The sequence below is a fragment of the Nocardia sp. NPDC051981 genome (genome assembly GCF_040680715.1).
Classification (GTDB): Bacteria; Actinomycetota; Actinomycetes; order Mycobacteriales; family Mycobacteriaceae; genus Nocardia.
This window is the reverse complement of record NZ_JBFAXK010000001.1, coordinates 544,621-561,553: the sequence shown is the minus strand read 5'-3', so window position 1 is coordinate 561,553 and position 16,933 is coordinate 544,621. Positions and strand designations below refer to the sequence as shown.

Sequence of the window (16,933 nt, the reverse complement as noted above, 5' to 3'; positions counted from 1 at the left end):
CTGTTCCTCGTCTTCGCCCCTTTTCTCCAGTTGGGGGTCCGGTACCCGCGGGGCGAAGTTCGGTGCGGCGGGCCGGTGGCGCCGGGCTGACCCGGCGAGGAAGACACTACGACGACCGCCGCCAAAAATCACCATTTGGTAACCGACGTGTTTGTCCGGGTCGCTAACCGGCGCAAGGGGTTCCGGATGGCTTCTGCGCAGGTGGTCACGGCGAGTCTCCGCCGATAGGGGTCTGTCACCGCTCCGTGACCTTCTCGTTATGTGACGAAGATCACATGCATGCTCGGGTAACGAACTGGGCAATCTCCGTGTCGTCGCGAGCGTGTCGGCAGAGTCCAGATCCTGACCCGGACGGTCAGCGGGACCGGCGGCCCGACCAGAGCGCGTAGACCACCGAGAGCAGGAAACCCAGCGGCGCGCACATGGCGAGCAGATACAGCCACAGACCCGGCTTCGCATCGGTCAGCAGATGCACGCCGAAGATCGCGAACACCGCCAGCAATCCAATCGCGAACAGGCCCAGGGCGATATACAGCAGCCAGCTCGCGGAACCGCGAGGGGCCTGCTTGGAAGAAGTGTCGGACACCTCTGAACCGTAAAACTGATGTGCTTGCGCTATTCGCACCGGGGTAGACTCGGTGTCAGTCGCGTCCTGCATAGCTGTGTGGGGCGCGTTCTTTTCGCAAACAGAAAGGTCGCCGGCGCATGCGTCCGGCGACCACGAATGTGCCCGGCTGCCCGGGCTTGAATGACGAACGGGTGAGCGCAGTGCCGACCGGCAAGGTGAAGTGGTACGACGTCGAAAAGGGCTTCGGCTTCCTTTCCCAGGATGAGGGCGAGGACGTCTACGTTCGATCGTCGGCGCTGCCCGATGGCGTGGAGGCCCTCAAACCGGGCCAGCGCGTCGAATTCGGAATGGCGGCGGGTCGCCGTGGCCCGCAGGCGCTTTCGCTGAAGCTGCTGGAGACCCCGTCCCTGCGCGAGGAGCGCGGCGGCCGTGGCGAGCGCGGTGACCGCCGCGGTGGCGGTCGCAATGACGCCCCCATCAATCGCAAGAGCCCCGACGAGCTGCACGGCCTCATCGAGGACATGATCACGCTGCTGGAGACCAAGGTGCAGCCGGATCTGCGCCGCGGCAAGTACCCCGACCGCAAGACCGCCCAGCGCATCGCCGAAGTGGTGCGCGGCGTGGCGCGGGAGCTCGACCACTAGGTCGTGACGAGAAGCCAACGGGCCCCGGTGATTTCATCACCGGGGCCCGTTTTGTTGTTGCGGCGGGCGGGATCTCAGCTGAAGAGCGCGGGATCGAACGCGGGGGTGTGCAGCGCCCAGATCCCGCGGGAGATGACACCCTCGTTACCGTTCTCGTCACGGGCGGGTATCGGCAGGTGCAGTTCCATGATGGCCAGGCGCACGTGCTCGGTCGGCGGGGTCTTGATGGTCAGGGTGAGCGGCTTGTCGTAATTGGGATCCTTATCCCGCTCCGGCTTGCCCGACAGCCGCCAGGGCTGCTTGTAGGTCAGGACCTCCGCGTCGGCCTTGTTGTTCGGCAGGCGGTAGCCGATCAGCATCTCCCACGGCGCGTCGGCGACCTCCTTGGGCAGCGACATCTGCACCGTCGAGCCCGGGGGCACATCGAGATCGGCGACGGACTGGGTGGAATTGCACTTGCCGATCGCCAGCCGGTCCTTCGACACCTCGAGGTTGCAGTACAGGAACGGATTCACCGACACCGACTTCCCGTGCGCGTACGCGGTGATCTGCGGATCCGGCTTGGTGGTGTGGCGGGCGATGACCACGATCGCGGCGAAATAGGCCACTGCCACCACGACTAGAACCGCCAGCAGAGCGATGATCGTGCGGGCTTTGGGTTGGTTCACCGGGGCTTCCTGTCCGTCACTGGGTGGGTTCCCCCGCGCCGTGCGCGGCGGGGATCTCCTGCTTGGCGTGCTGAGGTCGGTTACCGCCCAAACCGGGCAGCAGCGAATGACCACGGTAGCTGACCACGGTTTGGATCAAGCCCAGCGCCATCACCGACGCGACCACGGTGAAACCGATCCACCAGGTCGGCGGCAGCATCACGCCCATCGCACCGCCGATCACCCAGGACAGCTGCAGCACGGTCTCGGAGCGGCCGAAACCGGAGGCGATGGATTCGGGTGGCAGATCGTCCTGGATGGAGGCGTCGAGCGAGACCTTGGCCAGGGCGCTCGCGCAGGCGGCGACCATGGTCGCGATGGCCGCGCCCATCAGGTTGTCCAGCAGGGCCGCCACAATCGCGACCGCCACGCAAGCGATGGTGCAGCTCAGCACGATCAATTGCGGGCGGCCGAGTTTCATGCGCGCGCCGCTCGCATTGCCGGTGAAGTTGCCGATGGTCGCGGCCGCGCCGATCACGCCCAGCATGGCGATCTGCTGCACCGGCCGATGCTCGGTGGCCTTGGCCACGAACGCGCCGTAGAAGGTGAGGAACCCGGTGAGGACGCGCACGGTGCTGTTGCCCCACAGCCCGGTCACGACCGAACGGCCCAGTGGCTGACGGCGTTTGCTCGGCTGCACCTGGTCGGCCTTGGTGGGGTCCAGCACCTCGGTGCGGGCGTTGTTGCCGTGATACCCGAGGGTGGCCGGGACCTCGCCCTCGGTGACCTCGACCCAGGACGGGATGCGCAGGCTCAGATACGCGCCCGCGGCCGCGAGCGCGGCGGCGAAGAGCAGCGCACCGGTCGAGCCGGTCAGCTTGGCGATCAGCGCGGCCACGCCGCCGGCACCCAGCGTGCCGCCGACCAGGCCGAAGACGGTGAGCCGGGAATTGGTGCGCACCAGGTCCATTCCCGGTGGCAGCACGCGCGGGGTGACCGCGGACTTCAGCACCGAGAACGACTTGCTGAGGATCATCATGCACAGGGCGAGCGGATACAGCGCCCAGTTGTCGATATTGAAGATGAGCAGCCCGGCGATGAACACGCGCAGCGCGAACGAGCCCGCCAGCGCGACCCGGCGACCGCGTTGCAGCCGGTCCAGCATGGGGCCGATGACCGGCGCGATCACCGCGAACGGGGCGATCGTGATCAAGAGGTACAGCGCCACCTTGGTTTTGGACTCCGCCGTGGCGCTCGCGAAGAACAGTGTGTTGGCCAGGGCCACCGCGATCGCGGCGTCGGTGGCGAAGTTGGCCATGGTGGCGTAGATGAGCGCGGTGAGACCCGACTCCTCCGCCCCGTCGGCCTTGGCGGCACGCTGGAAGGTCGCGAAACCGCTCTGCGTCAGCTCGATGCTGCGGCGTGCCGCGACCCGGGTGACGGTCAGTTTGCGGGGCGGCTTGTGCAGCCCGCCGCCGTCCGGGGCCTTCGGGTCGGCTTCGTGCGAAAACGATTGCGTGCGAGCCGTTTCCGGGTGCGGCGGTTCGGTGTGCGGGTGCCGTGCGTTGTCGGGGCGCGTCGGATGACCCTGATCGCGGTGTGCGGGCGGCGCGGATTCCGGCTCGTGCGATCGGGCTCGGGCCGCTGATTCCGGGTCGTAGCGCACCCGCCGCGTGGTGCCGAAGTCGTGCGGCTGCTGCCACGCTTCCGGCTCGCTCGCAGTTCCCTTGGGCGGCTGGGTCTCGTACGGCCGGGTCGGCGGGTTGTCCTTGGTCCCGTCATGGGTTTCGGCCTTGTCGTGGCGGCGGCGCGCCCAGCGCGACCTACGGCCCTCCGGTTCGCCGCCTGGGCTGCGCGGAGATTCGCCGCGCGACCTCGACGGCGGATCGGTGGGACGCGCGGACATACGCCGGGCCAGGAATTCCGGCACTTCGCTCTCGTCGTCCGGCGGGACGGGTCGGCGGCCCGCGCGGTTGGCGGGCGGATAGCGGTCGTACCCCGGGTGCCGTTCGATCATGGGAGAGTCCTCGTCGCCCCAGCGACCTGGGTCGGCACCGGGGTCACGGGGAGGAGTCACGCACCCAATTCTTGCAGTGCCGTCGGCCGGTGGCTGCACTACGGCCGGTGTGGGCCGCCACAAGTTCGGAGCGACCGGTCGCGATGAACCAGATCAGGCGGGGACGAAACGCACTTCATAGGACGTCGGCCACTTCTTGCCGGTGAGGAGGAAGTGGTCGGTGCCGGGGAGGTGGGCGATGCCATTGAGGACATCGGTGTCGGGGGTACGGGCGCCGCGGGGGAGCAGGCCGGAGGCGTCGATCGCGGCGAGGACCTCGCCGGTGCCCGGATCGATGCGCAGGATGGTGTTCGTCGGCCAGGTGTTGGCGTAGACGGAACCGTCGGGGGCGCAATCCAGTTCGTTGAGCTCGGCGTCCTTGTGGCTGGTCAGCGCCACGCTCCCGGTGATCGCGAAGGTCCGTGAATCGCGGAAGGTGAGGGTCGAGCTGCCATTGCTCATGAGCACGCGATCGTCCCGCGTGCACAGGCCCCAGCCCTCGCCGTCGAAATGCGTGGTGCGCAGTTCCGCGAGAGTGTCCGGGTCGCGGGCGATCGCCACGCCGTTCTTGTAGGTGAGCTGCCACAGCACATCGCCGGCCCGGGTGATGCCCTCGCCGAACAGGGGCGCGGGCAGGTCGGCGCGGGCGAGTTCGGCGCCGGTGTTCAGGTCCGTGGCCCGGATCGAGGAATTGCCGGCGAGACCGGTGCCCTCGTAGAGAACCGACCCGTCGACCTCCAAGCCCTCGGTGAACGCGCCCGGGTCGTGCGGCCGGGTGGCGACCACCTCGACCCGCAGCTTCGGCGTGTTGTCGCTGCTGGTGCAGCCGGTCGCGGTCGCGGCCAGGGCCAGGGCCGTGGACAGCGTGATCGTGGCGGCCGCTACCGGTGCACGGCGTTTGCGCTCCATACGGCAAAATGTAGGGCGTGAGCGCGGTTGGAGTTTCGGAGTCCGGTATGCGGCCGATCCTGGCGGAGGCGGTCGAGCTGGCCCGCCGTGCGCTCCTGGACCTGGAACCGGTCGGGGTGGGCGCGCATCTGGGCGTGACCGGCGAGGACGAATCCTCGGCCACCCATCACTTCGAGGCGACGCTGCCTGGCTATCGCGGCTGGCAGTGGGCGGTCGTGGTGGCCGCGCCGCCGGAGGCGACCACCGCCACGGTGAGCGAGTCGGCCCTGCTGCCCGGGCCGGACGCGCTGGTGGCGCCCGATTTCATCCCGTGGGATCAGCGCATCCGCCCCGGCGATCTCGCGCCCGGCGATCTGCTGGCCCCGCCGCCGGGCGACCCGCGCCTGGTGCCCGGCTATGTCGCCACCGGTGACCCGGCCGTCGACGAGGTCGCCCTCGAGATCGGGCTCGGCCGTACCCAGGTGCTCTCCCGCGAGGGTCGCGAGGAGGCCGCCTACCGCTGGTTCTCCGAATACGGCCCCGACACCGACATGGCCCGCGCCGCCCCGTCCACCTGCGGCCGCTGCGCCTTCTTCGTTCCCATGGCCGGCGCCCTGGGCGCTGCCTTCGGCGTCTGCGCCAATGCCATGGGCGCCGACGGCCATGTGGTCCACGTCGCCTACGGCTGCGGCGCCCACTCCGACGTCGAACTCCCCACCGGCAGCGGCTCTCCCCTCTACGAGGCCTACGACGACGCCGCCGTGGACCTGTTCCCCACCGCCGAACTCCGCATCGAAACCGGTGCGCTGGAAGCGGAATCCGCCAAGAACGGCGAAGTAGACGGATCCGGCGCGGTAGCGGGTGCGGAAGCGACTGCGAGCGACACTGATTCGACGCCCATCGTGACGGACGCCGACGCGACCGCTGCCGAGACGGCCGACGCCGCCGTGACCGCAGACGCTGCCGCTGAGCCTGCCGCGACTGCTGACGCTGCCGCGCCGACCGAGGCCGCGGAAGCCGAACTTGCGGCTGTGGCCGGGGTGGCCTCGGGCGAGGCGGACGAATCTGGCGTGGCTCGGACGGCGGAGACCGACACGGTCGCTGCGGACACGAGCGTTGCGGCTGAGGCCGGTTCGGCGACGGGCCTGGCTGATGCCGCGGATGTACAGGCGGGTGTGGTCGATCCGGACGCCGAGGTTGCTGCTGTGTCGGTGGTGCCCGAGAGTGGCGGGACCGCAGGACCGTCCGAGAACGGCGAGGCTGCGGGAGCGTCCGAGAAGTCGGTGGCCGCGGACGATTCCGGCCCGGCCGGGTTGTTCGAGGCGGGCGATCCGGATGCGGTGTACGACGATGCGTGGGCCGTGAATGCGGTGCGGGTGGAGCCCGAGACCGGTTCGGCCGAGTCGCGCTGAGGCGCTCGCCCGGATAGGTTGTAGCGCCGCCGGATTCCCGGCGGCGGGTGCGGTTTTCGATGGATCGCGCCGGAGTTCTGTGAGATACCCGGATGCTTGGCTCTGGCGTGCCATCAACGGTTGTGCGGAAGGGGTGTAGGGCGTGGTCGCGACCGATGCGGGGGATCCGTTCGGGACGGCGGAACTGCGGGCCGGGGTGGTGGCCGCCTGGCGCGGGTCGCCCACCCGGTTGCGGGAGGACGCCGCCACGGAGGCGGACCTGGTCCGGGCCGGATACCGGGACCGGTTGCTGACCGAGCTGGCGCAGAACGCCGCCGACGCGGCCGCCAAGGCGGGCGTCGACGGGCGGATCGCGGTGTGGCTGGACGGCCGCACCCTGCATGTGGCCAATACCGGTGCGCCGCTGGATGTTTCGGGCGTGCACGCGCTCACCGCACTACGAGCCTCGGGGAAGACGGACGCCGCGGCCGTCGGGCAGTTCGGGGTGGGATTCACCGCCGTGCTGACGGTGTCGGACGAGGTGGAGTTCCGTTCGACCGGCGGCTCGGTGCGGTTCTCACGGGCCGAGACCTGGGCGCTGCTCGGCGCGCAGGGCATCGAGATCCCGCAGACGCCGGACGATTTCCAGCCGCCCGCGCTGCGACTGGCCTGGGCCACCGCGGAGCAGCCCGTGAACGGCTTCGACAGTGAGATCGTGCTGCGGTTGCGCGAGGGCGTGGACACCGTCGCCCTGCTCACGGAAATGCGGTCGGAGGCGGCCGATCTGCTGCTGGAACTGCCCGCGCTGCACGCCATCCGGATCGGTGACGACGAGATCGCCAGTGCCGAGCGGGAACTCGGTGAGGGCCTCACGGAACTGCGGGTCATCGGCCCGAATTCCGATGAGCGCGTGTGGTGGCAGTACCGCACCGAGCGTGCCCGGTGGCTGCTGCCCGTGCGCGACGGCCGCCCGATCGCCACCCGCCCCGATGTGCTGCGCGCACCCACCCGCTCCGACGAAGAGCTGTCCATTCCGGCCCTGCTCATCGCCGACATCCCCATGCAGCCGGACCGCCGCCGCCTGCTCCCCGGTGCGCACCTGACCGCGCTGGCCGCTGGTTACGCCGCGTTCGCGCGCGCCCTGCCGCCGCGCGACCGCCTGGTCCTGGTCCCCACTCCCGGCTTCGCCCGCAGCGAGGCCGACGGCCTGCTCCGCGAGGCCCTGATCGCCGAGCTCCGCGACAACGAGTGGCTTCCGGTCCTCACCGGCCGTCCGGAACGCGCTGCCGAATACGCCCCGGCGCCAGAAGAATTCGACGCCGCCTTCGGCGAGACGGCAGTCGGCAGCGATACCGAGGCCGATGAGGTGCGGGCATCGGGCGATCCCGATACCGCGGCCGCGCTCGAACTGGCCGCCGCGCCGGACGTCGACTCGGCCGCCGCGCCGATCGGCAAGGCGAGCATGGCATGGGAGCAGGAAACCCTGCCGCTGTGGGATCTTCCGGCCCAGGACGAAGCGCCCGGCGACACGGTCGAACCCCACGACGCCATCGGACCGCACGATGTGGTCGCGACCTTCGACTCGGCCGAGTTCGAGGAACCATCCCCAGTGGACCTGGGGATGGTTGTGAATGAATCGGCGACGGGCGCGGATTCGCGGGCGAACGTCGCCTCGCCGCGCCGGGCCACCGTATTCACCGGTGCGACCGTGGAATTGGCCGATCTGCTGGCGGACATGGTCGGCCCGCTGGTGATTCCGGAGCTGTCCGGCCGCATGTACGCCGATGCCCTCGCCGTGCTGGATGTGCACCGGATCGGCCTGGCGCGGATCGCCGAGCTGTCGAGCAGCCTGGAACGTGAACCGCAGTGGTGGTATTCGCTCTACGACGCCCTGGAGCCGTTCGCGGTGGATCCGCTGGCGGTGGAGGAACTGGGCGCGCTGGCGGTGCCGCTGACCGACGGCCGCCTGGTGACCGGCCCGCGCACGGTGGTGCTGGATGACCGTCTGGAACAGGCGATTCCGGTGCACTGGGCGCGTCTGGTGCATCCGGAGGCGGCGCACGAGCTGCTGGGCCGGCTGGGCGCGCGCCCGGCCACGTCGGAGGATCTGCTCAATGACGCCGGGCTGCAGGCGGTGCTGGAGGACGATCCGAGCGATCCGGACACCGTCGACGCGGTGCTGAAGCTGGCCGCCACCACCCTGGCCGCGCCGGGTGTCCTCCCGTCCTGGCTGGGCCTGGTCGAATTGCCCGATGTCGACGGCGAATCGACGCCGGCCGACGAACTGCTGCTGCCCGATGCGCCGCTGGCCCGCGTGCTCGTCGAGGATTCGCCCTTCACCACCGTGGACGCCGGCGTGCTCGAGCGCTACGGCCCGGAGGCCCTGCGCGCCATCGGCGTCGGCTGGAGCTTCACCCTGGTCGCCGAGTCGGATCCGACCGGCCCGGACCACCACCTCGACGACGAGGAGACCTGGTGGGAGGGTCTGGCCGAGGATCCGGCCGAACTGGTGGCGGTCCGCGATCTGGACCTGGTGGACGACGCCGAATGGCCGGAGGCGCTGCGGCTGTTGCTGTCCGATGAGACGACCCGCCGGCTGCTCGCGGACCGCGACGGCTACACCGCCTGGTGGCTGCGCCATCACGCCCACATCGATGGCATTCCGCTGGGCCTGCTGCGCCACCCGGACGACACCCTGTTCGCGGGTCTGCTCCCGCAGCTGCCGGGCTTCGACGCGAACGATCTGGCGGTGCTGCGCGGCGTGCTCGCCGACCCGGAGGTGCTCACCCCCGCGCTGGCCGAGGAACTCCTCGACGCCCTCGCCGATCCGGCGAGAATGCCCACCCCGGAATCGATTTCACAGACGTACCGGTATCTGGCCGAGGCGCTCGACGCGGGCCGTCTGGACACCGAGGATCTGGTGCTGCCGGGTCAGGTACGCGCCCTCACCGGCGAGGTGATCCCGGCTGCGGACGCCCTGGTGCTGGATCGCCCGTGGCTGGGCCCGGCGCTGCCCGCCGACCGGCTGGTCGTGGGTGACCTGGTGTCGGCGCGCCCGCTGGCCACGCTGCTGGATCTGCCACTGGCCTCCGAGGCGGTGACGGCGGAGGTGGTGAGCACCGGCCGGGAGACCAGCTGGACCGCCGAGCCGCTGGGCGTGCTGCTGCGCCTGCAGTTCGACTTGCCGCTGCCCGCGGGCGATCTGGTGGTGCACGACGAGCTCCGGGTCCGGCTGACGGGTGCGTTCGAGGCCACGGTGACGGTCGCGTGGTGGCGGGAGGGCGATATCACCCACGTGCAGGCGCAGCCGCAGAACTTCTCGCGCCGCTGAGGATGGGCGCCGGCCCGAATGGCTGTACGCGGGCCCGGCCTGGATGAGATACACAGGCGGGCAGGCGAATTCGGGTCCGGCGCGGGCGATGCTGCACAGTGCCCGCGCCGGAGCGGGGGGAGGCCCGGGTCAGGCCGCGTGGGCTGCCACGGTGGTGGCGAGGACGTCCAATTGCTGCCGGACAGCGGCGCTGTCGTTGTCGACCAGCCAGCGCAGCACGATGCCGTCGATGGCCGCCAGTATGAAACGGGACAGCGTGTCGACGGAAACGGTCCAGGAGGTGCCGGTGGCTTCGCGCGCGTGTTCGATGACGTCGGCGACCGTGGAGTCGTTGAAGGTGTACTGCTCGCGTGCGATGGCGAGTTTCGCGGGGGTCTGCTCGCCTTCGCGTAGGGCGTAGGTGGTGGTTTCGTAGGTGAGTAGTTGGCGCTCCGGAGTGGCTTCGATGTTGAGCCACATGAGTTCCAGACCGGCGCGCACCAATTGTTGCAGCGCTTCTTTTCCGGTTCCGACGTCCTGCCATACCGTTTCGTTGGCATCGACGGAATCGCGCAATTCCATCGAGAGTGCCTTGACCAGCTCGGTCATCAGCTGATCTTTGTTTTCGAAACAGTAATGCACCACACCGAGGGAAACACCGGCTGCCTGGGCAACATCGCGCGTGGTAACTCCTGCCACGCCCTTTTTTTCGGCAAGGCCGATGGCTGCCTCGATAAGGTGGGCCCGTCGTTCTTCGACGCTCAATCGGGAGGACACTCCAGGGAGTTAAGCCTCCGAGGCGCGTGCAGTCAATTCGCACGGTCCGCAAGTTCGTTTTGTCAGACCCCACTGGACGGCCGACCAGTCGCTTGAGCGCTAATCCGGACCCGAGCCCGCTAATCCAGACCGAGCTGAGCGCCTTTGTCCCCGCGCCGTGCGCTCCGGCGCTGAATCGCGAAGATCGTGTAGCCGAGCAGACCCACCGCCAGACCCATCAGGCAGACCGGACGCGCGGTCGCCCACGCGTCGTTCGCCCACACCGCCACCGTCGCGATCAGGAAACCGATGGTGCCCACGGCCAGTACCGGGCGCGGATCGGTGAAGCGCGGGGGAATCTCCGGAACGGGCGGCGTGGTCACCCCACCAGACTAGAGGGCAGGGGCCGGTCCGGGTGGCGCGCCGGGGCGGCCGGCCCCCACGCACCGGAACAGCCGACTCCCGCGCGGGCGGTCCCGTATCGTTTGCCTCTGTGACAACGCCTTCCGATATTCGAGCGCTCGCCGGTGAACTTTCGCTGGCGGTGGTGCGCTTGACTCGGCATCTGCGAGGCCGGCGGGCCGATGCCCAGATTTCGCTGACCCAGCTGTCCGCGCTCGCCACGCTGAATCGGGAGGGCGCCATGACGCCGGGCGCGCTGGCCGCCAAGGAGCGGGTGCAGCCGCCGTCGATGACCCGGGTCATCGCCTCGCTGTCGGAAATGGATCTGGTGGAACGCAATCCGCACCCCACCGACGGGCGGCAGATCATCGTGTCGCTGTCCGACGCCGGGCGGGCCCTGATCGCCGACGAGAACCAGGCCCGCGAGGCCTGGATGACCGATCAGCTGTCCCGGCTGTCCCCCGCCCAGGTCGGCGTGCTCGCCGAGGCGGTCGGGATCATGAAGCAGATCGTCGACGAATCCGAGTGATTCAGTAGCCGAAACGCCGGTCGCTGTCGACGATTTCGCGGCCCAGGGGGAACAGGGAGATCGGGATCAGCTTGAGATTGGCCCAGGCGAACGGTATCCCGATGATGGTGACGGCGAGGGCGATGCTGGTCATCAGGTGACCCAGCGCCAGCCACCAGCCCGCCACGACGATCCAGATGATGTTGCCGAGCATCGAGCCCACGCCCGCGCTCGGCTTCTCCACCGCTTCCCGGCCGAAGGGCCAGAGCACGAAGTAGGCGATGCGGAGGGACGCGACGCCCCACGGGATGGTCACGATCAGCACGCAGCAGATCAGCCCGGCGATGACATAGCCGACGGCCATCCAGAATCCGACCAGCACGAGCCACAGGACGTTGAGTATCAACTGGATGGGTTTCACGTATCCAGCATGCAGCGTCCGGTGCTCGCCCACCACCGGGAAAACCCTGAACTCGCCTGGGATGGCTCTTGCCCGAATCGCGTGAAATGCCCCGAAAGCCGTTGAAGTATTGACCATTGGTTAATACATCGCTATCTCGACTTATGCAGCTCTATCCATTTTTCTTGCAAGGAAAGAATCAATAGCGAATTTTGAGCAAGGAACCGGTTCCAACGCCGCGCCGGACCCGGCAGCCGTTTTCGTCTGCCGACTCAGAAGAACCAGCCGAGTTCGGCGTCCCGTTCGGCGGCGAACGCCTCGTCGAACGCGCGCAGCACGGCCGCGTCCTTGGCCTGGATCCGATTGGCGGCGGCGAAGACCCGGGCCCGGTATGCGCCGAAGTAGAGGCTGCCGAGTACGTCGATGCCGAGTTCCAGATCCGGGGTGCGGCCGGTGGGCGCGCACTCGGCGATGCCGTCGCGCACCCGCAGCGCGAAGCTGCCGCCCGCGTCGCGGAACGGATCGTCGACCGACAGCACGACATCCAGATCCCGCTGGTAGGTGCGGGCGGTGAGAGCGGCGGGGACGTCCATGACCCGGGTCCACAGCGCGTCGTGGCGGCCGGTGACGCGCACCAGGCGCGGATTCGTGACCAGGTAGGGGAGCGGATCGTTGTCACTGAGCGTGGCCTCGACCGTGTCCACCAGATCCAGGCTCAGCAGCACCCGCCACAACGCGACATGGGCTTCCGCCGTGACAGCCCGCAATTCACGGACCGTGGCCGTGTTCTTGTCCTCGTGCCAGGCGCGCCGCAGGATGGCGTAGCCGTCCGGATGGATCAGGAAGAACTGCGGTGAGCTCTCCTCGCTCTGCACCGCCTCGGCGAAGAACCGCTGCTGCCAGCGGGCTGCGGGCCGCGCCTGTGCGCCCGGGACCAGCCGCCGCCAGCGGTCGTAGATCTCGGGCAGCCGGATCTTCGCCGCCTCCAGGTCTGCGACCTGCACCCCTCCGGGATCCGGTGTGGTGGAACGGAATTCGGCGGTGCGCCCGCGCACGGAGATCTCGTTCTCGACAATGGACGGGCCGTAGCCGAAGCGGCCGTAGATGGTGCCCTCGCTGGCGGTGAAGATGGTGAGCGGTATGCCCTCGGCCTCGGTGCGCCGATGCTGCTCGGTGTAGAGCGCCCGCAGAATGCCGCGCCGCCGATGAGTCGGCGCGACCACGACGCTGCTGACGCCGCAGGCCCGCACGGTGCGCGCGCCGGGCACGGTGACGGTCATGGTGCGGTCGTTGGTGTGCCCGACGATGCGATCGCCGTCCACGGCCACCAGGGCCCGCTCGGTCGGAAAGACGTCGCCGCCGTATTCCAGATCGGCCGGGCCGACCCGCATCCCGAAGCAGATCTCCGAGAGCCGGGTGATCTCCGCCCGCTCGTCCGCTCGCGCCGAACGCACGGTAATGCCATTCGTCGATGCCATACCCCGAACATCCCACGTATTACCGGGCCTCGCACCCGATTTTCTCCGGCGCCACCTGCCGCCCCCGCTGCGGCAGGTAGCGCCGGAGCTGAGATCGGTTCCATCTCATGGGAACAAGATTGCCGTCGCACCCCAGCGAGATTCTCAACGAGACCCTGTGAACGAAAAACCCCGCCGCAATGATGCGTTGCGGCGGGGTTCGTCGGAAACCCTTCGGGCGCAGGGCCCGTCGGGGTCAGCGTCCGTTGATCTGCACGTAGTCGCGCTCGCCGTAGCCGGTGTAGATCTGGCGCGGACGGCCGATCTTCAGCGGCTCGCGGTGCATTTCGCGCCAGTGGGCGATCCAGCCCGGCAGCCGGCCCATGGCGAAGAGCACGGTGAACATGCGGGTCGGGAAGCCCATGGCCCGGTAGATGACGCCGGTGTAGAAGTCGACGTTCGGGTACAGGCGACGCTCGATGAAGTACTCATCGGTGAGGGCGGCCTCTTCGAGGGACTTGGCGATGTCGAGCAGCTGGTCGTCGCCGCCGATCTTGGCCAGGATGTTGTCCGCGACCTGCTTGACCAGGGTGGCGCGCGGGTCGTAGTTGCGGTAGACGCGGTGCCCGAAGCCCATGAGCTTCACGCCGTCTTCCTTGTTCTTGACCTTGCGGACGAACTCCTTGACGTCGCCGCCGCTGGCCTTGATGTCGTCCAGCATCTCCAGCACCGCCTGGTTGGCGCCGCCGTGCAGCGGGCCCCACAGCGCGTTGATGCCGCCGGAGACGGAGGTGAACAGGTTGGCGTCGGACGAACCCACCAGGCGCACAGTCGAAGTCGAGCAGTTCTGCTCGTGGTCGGCGTGCAGGATGAGCAGCATGTCCAGCGCCGCGGCGATCTCCGGATCGACCTCGTAGGGCTCGGCCGGGAAGCCGAAGGTCATCCGCAGGAAGTTCTCCACCAGCGACAGCGAGTTGTCCGGGTACAGGAACGGCTGGCCGACCGACTTCTTGTACGCGTAGGCCGCGATGGTCGGCAGCTTGGCGAGCAGTCGGATGGTGGACAGCTCGACTTGCTCGGGATCGCGCGGGTCCAGCGAGTCCTGGTAATAGGCCGACAGCGCGTTGACCGCGGAGGACAGCACCGGCATCGGGTGCGCGTTGCGCGGGAAGCCGTCGAAGAACCGCTTCAGATCCTCGTGCAGCAGGGTGTGCCGGCGGATCCGGTTGGTGAAGTCGTCGAGCTGGGCCTGGGTCGGCAGCTCGCCGTAGATCAGCAGGTAGCTGACCTCGATGAAGGTCGACTTACCGGCCAGCTGCTCGATCGGGTACCCGCGGTAGCGCAGGATGCCCGCCTCGCCGTCGATATAGGTGATGGCCGACTTGGTCGAGGCGGTGTTCATGAAACCGGGGTCATAGGTGACGTACCCGGTGCTGGCGAGCAGCTTGCCCAGGTCGATTCCGTCATTGCCCTCGACAGCCTTGGCGACGGTCATCGGGTACTCGCCGCCCGGGTATTGCAGTACCGGCTTGGCGTCGTCGTCGACGTTGATGATGTTCTCAGCGGGCACGGAAGGATCCCTCTCAGGCTTGTAACCGTAGGCATCGGACACGGTCGGCGTGCGATGCGCTCGAGTCAACGCTAGCCGCTGTCCACTACGCCCGACCAATGAGGGTGGCTCTTTGCTACCTCACAGTCACATCGTTGGCAGGTGAGGAGAGCGGCGGTCATGTGCTATGAGCATGAACCCGCGACATCACGCGAGCTGCACCTCCGAATACGCACGTGCCACCCGGTATCGAACGAACGCCGGAAACGCCACGGCCGCGATCATCATGCCGATCACGACCAGGACGCCACCGCCGGCCGCAGCCGTCGCGGTACCCACCGCCACGGCCGCGAAACCGTGCGCAACATCACCGATGCGCGGTCCACCCGCCACGACGACGATGAAGACCCCTTGTAGTCGTCCCCGCATCTCGTCGGTCGCCACCGACTGCAGCATGGTGGTGCGCAGGGCCGCGGAGAACATGTCCACCGCGCCCCCGAAAGCCAGGCAGGCCAGCGCGATCCAGAGTGCGAGCGTCACGCCCAGCCCGTGCCCGACCAGGCCCACGGCCAGGCCGAACCCGACCATGCCCAGCCCCCACAGCACGATGCAGACCACCACGGCCAGACCCTGCCGCCGCACCCGCGACAGCCAGCCGGAGAACACCCCGCCCAGCACCGCGCCCACCGACATGGCCGCGAACAGCAGGCCCAGTGCCGTTCCGCCGGAAGCGGTGTCGCCGAAGCTGTCCTGGGCGATCTGCGGGAACAGCGCGCGCGGCATGCCGAACACCATGGCCACCACGTCGACCGCGAACGAGGCCAGCAGGATGCGCTGGGTGGCCAGGTAGGCGAAACCGTCGAACACCTCGCGCAGGCCCGCGCGCCGGGTCTCGCCGTGCGGCGGGATGGGCGGCAGCTTCCAGGTGGCCCACAGCGTGGCCAGCAGCGCGATGGAGTCGATCAGATACAGGGTGGCCAGGCCCGCGAACGGAATCAGCATGCCCGCCAGCACGGGACCGGCGATGGCGCCGAACTGCATGACCGTCATGCTCAGCGAATTGGCCGCGGGCAGCTGCTCGGGCGGCAACAGCCGGGGGTAGATGGCGCTGCGCGCGGGCTGGTTCATGGCGAAGAACGCCTGCTGCGCCGAGAACAGGATCAGCACCAGCCAGGCGTTGTTCAGCCCGGCGGCGGCCTGCGCCCAGAAGGCCAGCGAGGTCAGGCCGGTGCCCGCACTGGTGACGAGCAGCATCTTGCGGCGGTCCATGGCGTCAGCGAGCGCGCCGCCCCAGAGGCCGAAGACGATGAGCGGGATGAGGCCGAACAGCCCGGCCAGGCCGACATACGAAGAGCTGTGGGTGATGTCGTAGAGCTGTTTGGGGACGGCTACGACGGACAGCTGTGCGCCGATCACGGTGACGATGCCGGTGGTCCAGAGCCTCCGGTAGTCGGGATTCCGTAATGGAGTTATGTCGGCGAGCAGCTTCACCGGCCCAACCTAGCGACGCCGATGAGCGCTTGGGAAGGCATTTTGGGCCGATCATCCCATCATTTGAACGTGAGATATCCAACTCTTTCGGGCCGGCGAGAGTCGGTCAGGGTTGCAGGCGTTCGACTTTCATGACCGACACGTCGGTATTGCCCGGTTCGACGGTGACCCGGATGCGGTTGTGCATGCGGCTGCGGCGGCCCTGCCAGAACTCCACGGTCTCGGGCTGAATCTGGAAGCCGCCCCAGAACGGCGGCACCGGGATGTCGCCGACCTCGGCGAACCGGGCGGCCGTCGCATCCATCTGCCGGTCCAGCTCGGCACGGGAAGCGATGGGCCGCGACTGCTGCGAGGCCCACGCGCCCAGCCGGGAACCGCGCGGACGGGACTGCCAGTACAGCTCGGTGGCCTCGGCCGGGACCCGCTGCACCGGCCCGCGCACGGTGACCTGCCGGCCCATGGCGGGCCACACGAAAGTGGCCGAGGCATACGGGGTTCGGGTCAGCTGGCGGCCCTTGAACGATTCGTAATTCGTGTAAAAAGTCACACCTTCGGGAGAAAGCCCTTTGCACAGGACAGTTCGCGACGCGGGCCGCGGACCGGTTTCGGTGATCTCGACGGTGCTCAGCACCATCGAGTTCGGATCGGTCATGCCCGCGCTGGTCGCGTCCTCGATCCAGTTGCGCAGCAACGGCTCCCAGCCGTCGGACAGCCAGGTCTCGTCGAGATCGGTTTCCGGGCCCGGGTGGTTGTCGCCCTGATCGACTCCGTACTCGACCCGCAGGGCAGCCATGTCGATGTCGGGCATGGCGAATTTCTCCTGGTCAACCATGGGGCAGACGTTACTCCGGAGTAATGCGGGGGTT

Annotated in this window: 14 protein-coding genes and 1 pseudogene; 4 read left to right on the top strand and 11 right to left on the bottom strand. The window is 68.6% G+C overall.

Annotated elements, in window-relative coordinates; translation table 11 throughout:
* Positions 1-355 precede the first annotated feature (355 nt).
* Complete coding sequence (locus tag AB0L60_RS02375; RefSeq protein ID WP_354830880.1) at positions 356-586, bottom strand: hypothetical protein; 231 nt, start codon at positions 584-586, stop codon at positions 356-358.
* A gap of 182 nt (positions 587-768) precedes the next feature.
* On the opposite strand from AB0L60_RS02375, the gene AB0L60_RS02370 reads away from it, so the two are divergent.
* Positions 769-1,212, top strand: coding sequence for a cold-shock protein (locus AB0L60_RS02370; protein ID WP_364606729.1), 444 nt, complete (start codon positions 769-771; stop codon positions 1,210-1,212).
* A gap of 74 nt (positions 1,213-1,286) precedes the next feature.
* On the opposite strand, the gene AB0L60_RS02365 is transcribed toward AB0L60_RS02370, so the two are convergent.
* The 3 genes from AB0L60_RS02365 to AB0L60_RS02355 form a co-directional block, all read right to left on the bottom strand.
* Positions 1,287-1,880: a DUF2771 family protein gene (locus AB0L60_RS02365; protein ID WP_364605930.1), complete on the bottom strand. Its 594-nt coding sequence runs from the start codon at positions 1,878-1,880 to the stop codon at positions 1,287-1,289.
* Between the two features lie 16 nt (positions 1,881-1,896).
* The gene (locus AB0L60_RS02360) at positions 1,897-3,876 is read right to left on the bottom strand and encodes an MFS transporter (protein ID WP_364605927.1); all 1,980 of its coding nucleotides are present in this window, start codon (positions 3,874-3,876) and stop codon (positions 1,897-1,899) included.
* Between the two features lie 153 nt (positions 3,877-4,029).
* The gene (locus AB0L60_RS02355) at positions 4,030-4,824 is read right to left on the bottom strand and encodes a glutaminyl-peptide cyclotransferase (protein WP_364605924.1); all 795 of its coding nucleotides are present in this window, start codon (positions 4,822-4,824) and stop codon (positions 4,030-4,032) included.
* 47 nt (positions 4,825-4,871) lie between these two features.
* Between AB0L60_RS02355 and AB0L60_RS02350 the strand changes: the two are divergent.
* Together AB0L60_RS02350 and AB0L60_RS02345 are read left to right on the top strand one after the other, a co-directional pair.
* Positions 4,872-5,573: pseudogene (locus AB0L60_RS02350) on the top strand (DUF3027 domain-containing protein); the annotation flags it as partial.
* A 784-nt stretch (positions 5,574-6,357) separates the two neighbouring features.
* The gene (locus AB0L60_RS02345) at positions 6,358-9,525 is read left to right on the top strand and encodes an ATP-binding protein (protein WP_364605921.1); all 3,168 of its coding nucleotides are present in this window, start codon (positions 6,358-6,360) and stop codon (positions 9,523-9,525) included.
* A gap of 129 nt (positions 9,526-9,654) precedes the next feature.
* Here the strand turns inward: AB0L60_RS02345 and AB0L60_RS02340 are convergent, their stop codons facing one another.
* Together AB0L60_RS02340 and AB0L60_RS02335 are read right to left on the bottom strand one after the other, a co-directional pair.
* Positions 9,655-10,269 (bottom strand): TetR family transcriptional regulator, encoded by a 615-nt coding sequence (locus AB0L60_RS02340; RefSeq protein ID WP_354830864.1) that lies wholly within the window; start codon positions 10,267-10,269, stop codon positions 9,655-9,657.
* Between the two features lie 131 nt (positions 10,270-10,400).
* Positions 10,401-10,643 carry a DUF2530 domain-containing protein gene (locus tag AB0L60_RS02335; RefSeq protein ID WP_364605917.1) on the bottom strand — a complete coding sequence of 81 codons (243 nt, stop codon included), beginning with the start codon at positions 10,641-10,643 and terminating at the stop codon, positions 10,401-10,403.
* Between the two features lie 110 nt (positions 10,644-10,753).
* Between AB0L60_RS02335 and AB0L60_RS02330 the strand changes: the two genes are divergently transcribed.
* Positions 10,754-11,191, top strand: a complete 438-nt coding sequence (locus AB0L60_RS02330) for a MarR family transcriptional regulator (RefSeq protein WP_364605914.1) — start codon at positions 10,754-10,756, stop codon at positions 11,189-11,191.
* 1 nt (position 11,192) lies between these two features.
* Here the strand turns inward: AB0L60_RS02330 and AB0L60_RS02325 are convergent, their stop codons facing one another.
* From AB0L60_RS02325 to pdxH, 5 genes are all read right to left on the bottom strand, one after another.
* Positions 11,193-11,582: a YccF domain-containing protein gene (locus AB0L60_RS02325; RefSeq protein WP_364606726.1), complete on the bottom strand. Its 390-nt coding sequence runs from the start codon at positions 11,580-11,582 to the stop codon at positions 11,193-11,195.
* A gap of 260 nt (positions 11,583-11,842) precedes the next feature.
* The gene (locus AB0L60_RS02320; protein ID WP_364605911.1) at positions 11,843-13,048 is read right to left on the bottom strand and encodes a GNAT family N-acetyltransferase; all 1,206 of its coding nucleotides are present in this window, start codon (positions 13,046-13,048) and stop codon (positions 11,843-11,845) included.
* A 235-nt stretch (positions 13,049-13,283) separates the two neighbouring features.
* Positions 13,284-14,597 (bottom strand): citrate synthase, encoded by a 1,314-nt coding sequence (locus tag AB0L60_RS02315; protein ID WP_354830853.1) that lies wholly within the window; start codon positions 14,595-14,597, stop codon positions 13,284-13,286.
* Positions 14,598-14,783: 186 nt separating this feature from the next.
* Complete coding sequence (locus AB0L60_RS02310) at positions 14,784-16,067, bottom strand: MFS transporter (RefSeq protein ID WP_364605906.1); 1,284 nt, start codon at positions 16,065-16,067, stop codon at positions 14,784-14,786.
* Between the two features lie 106 nt (positions 16,068-16,173).
* On the bottom strand, positions 16,174-16,899 hold the full coding sequence (pdxH, locus tag AB0L60_RS02305; protein WP_364605903.1) for a pyridoxamine 5'-phosphate oxidase: 726 nt from the start codon (positions 16,897-16,899) through the stop codon (positions 16,174-16,176).
* Between the last annotated feature and the right edge of the window lie 34 nt (positions 16,900-16,933).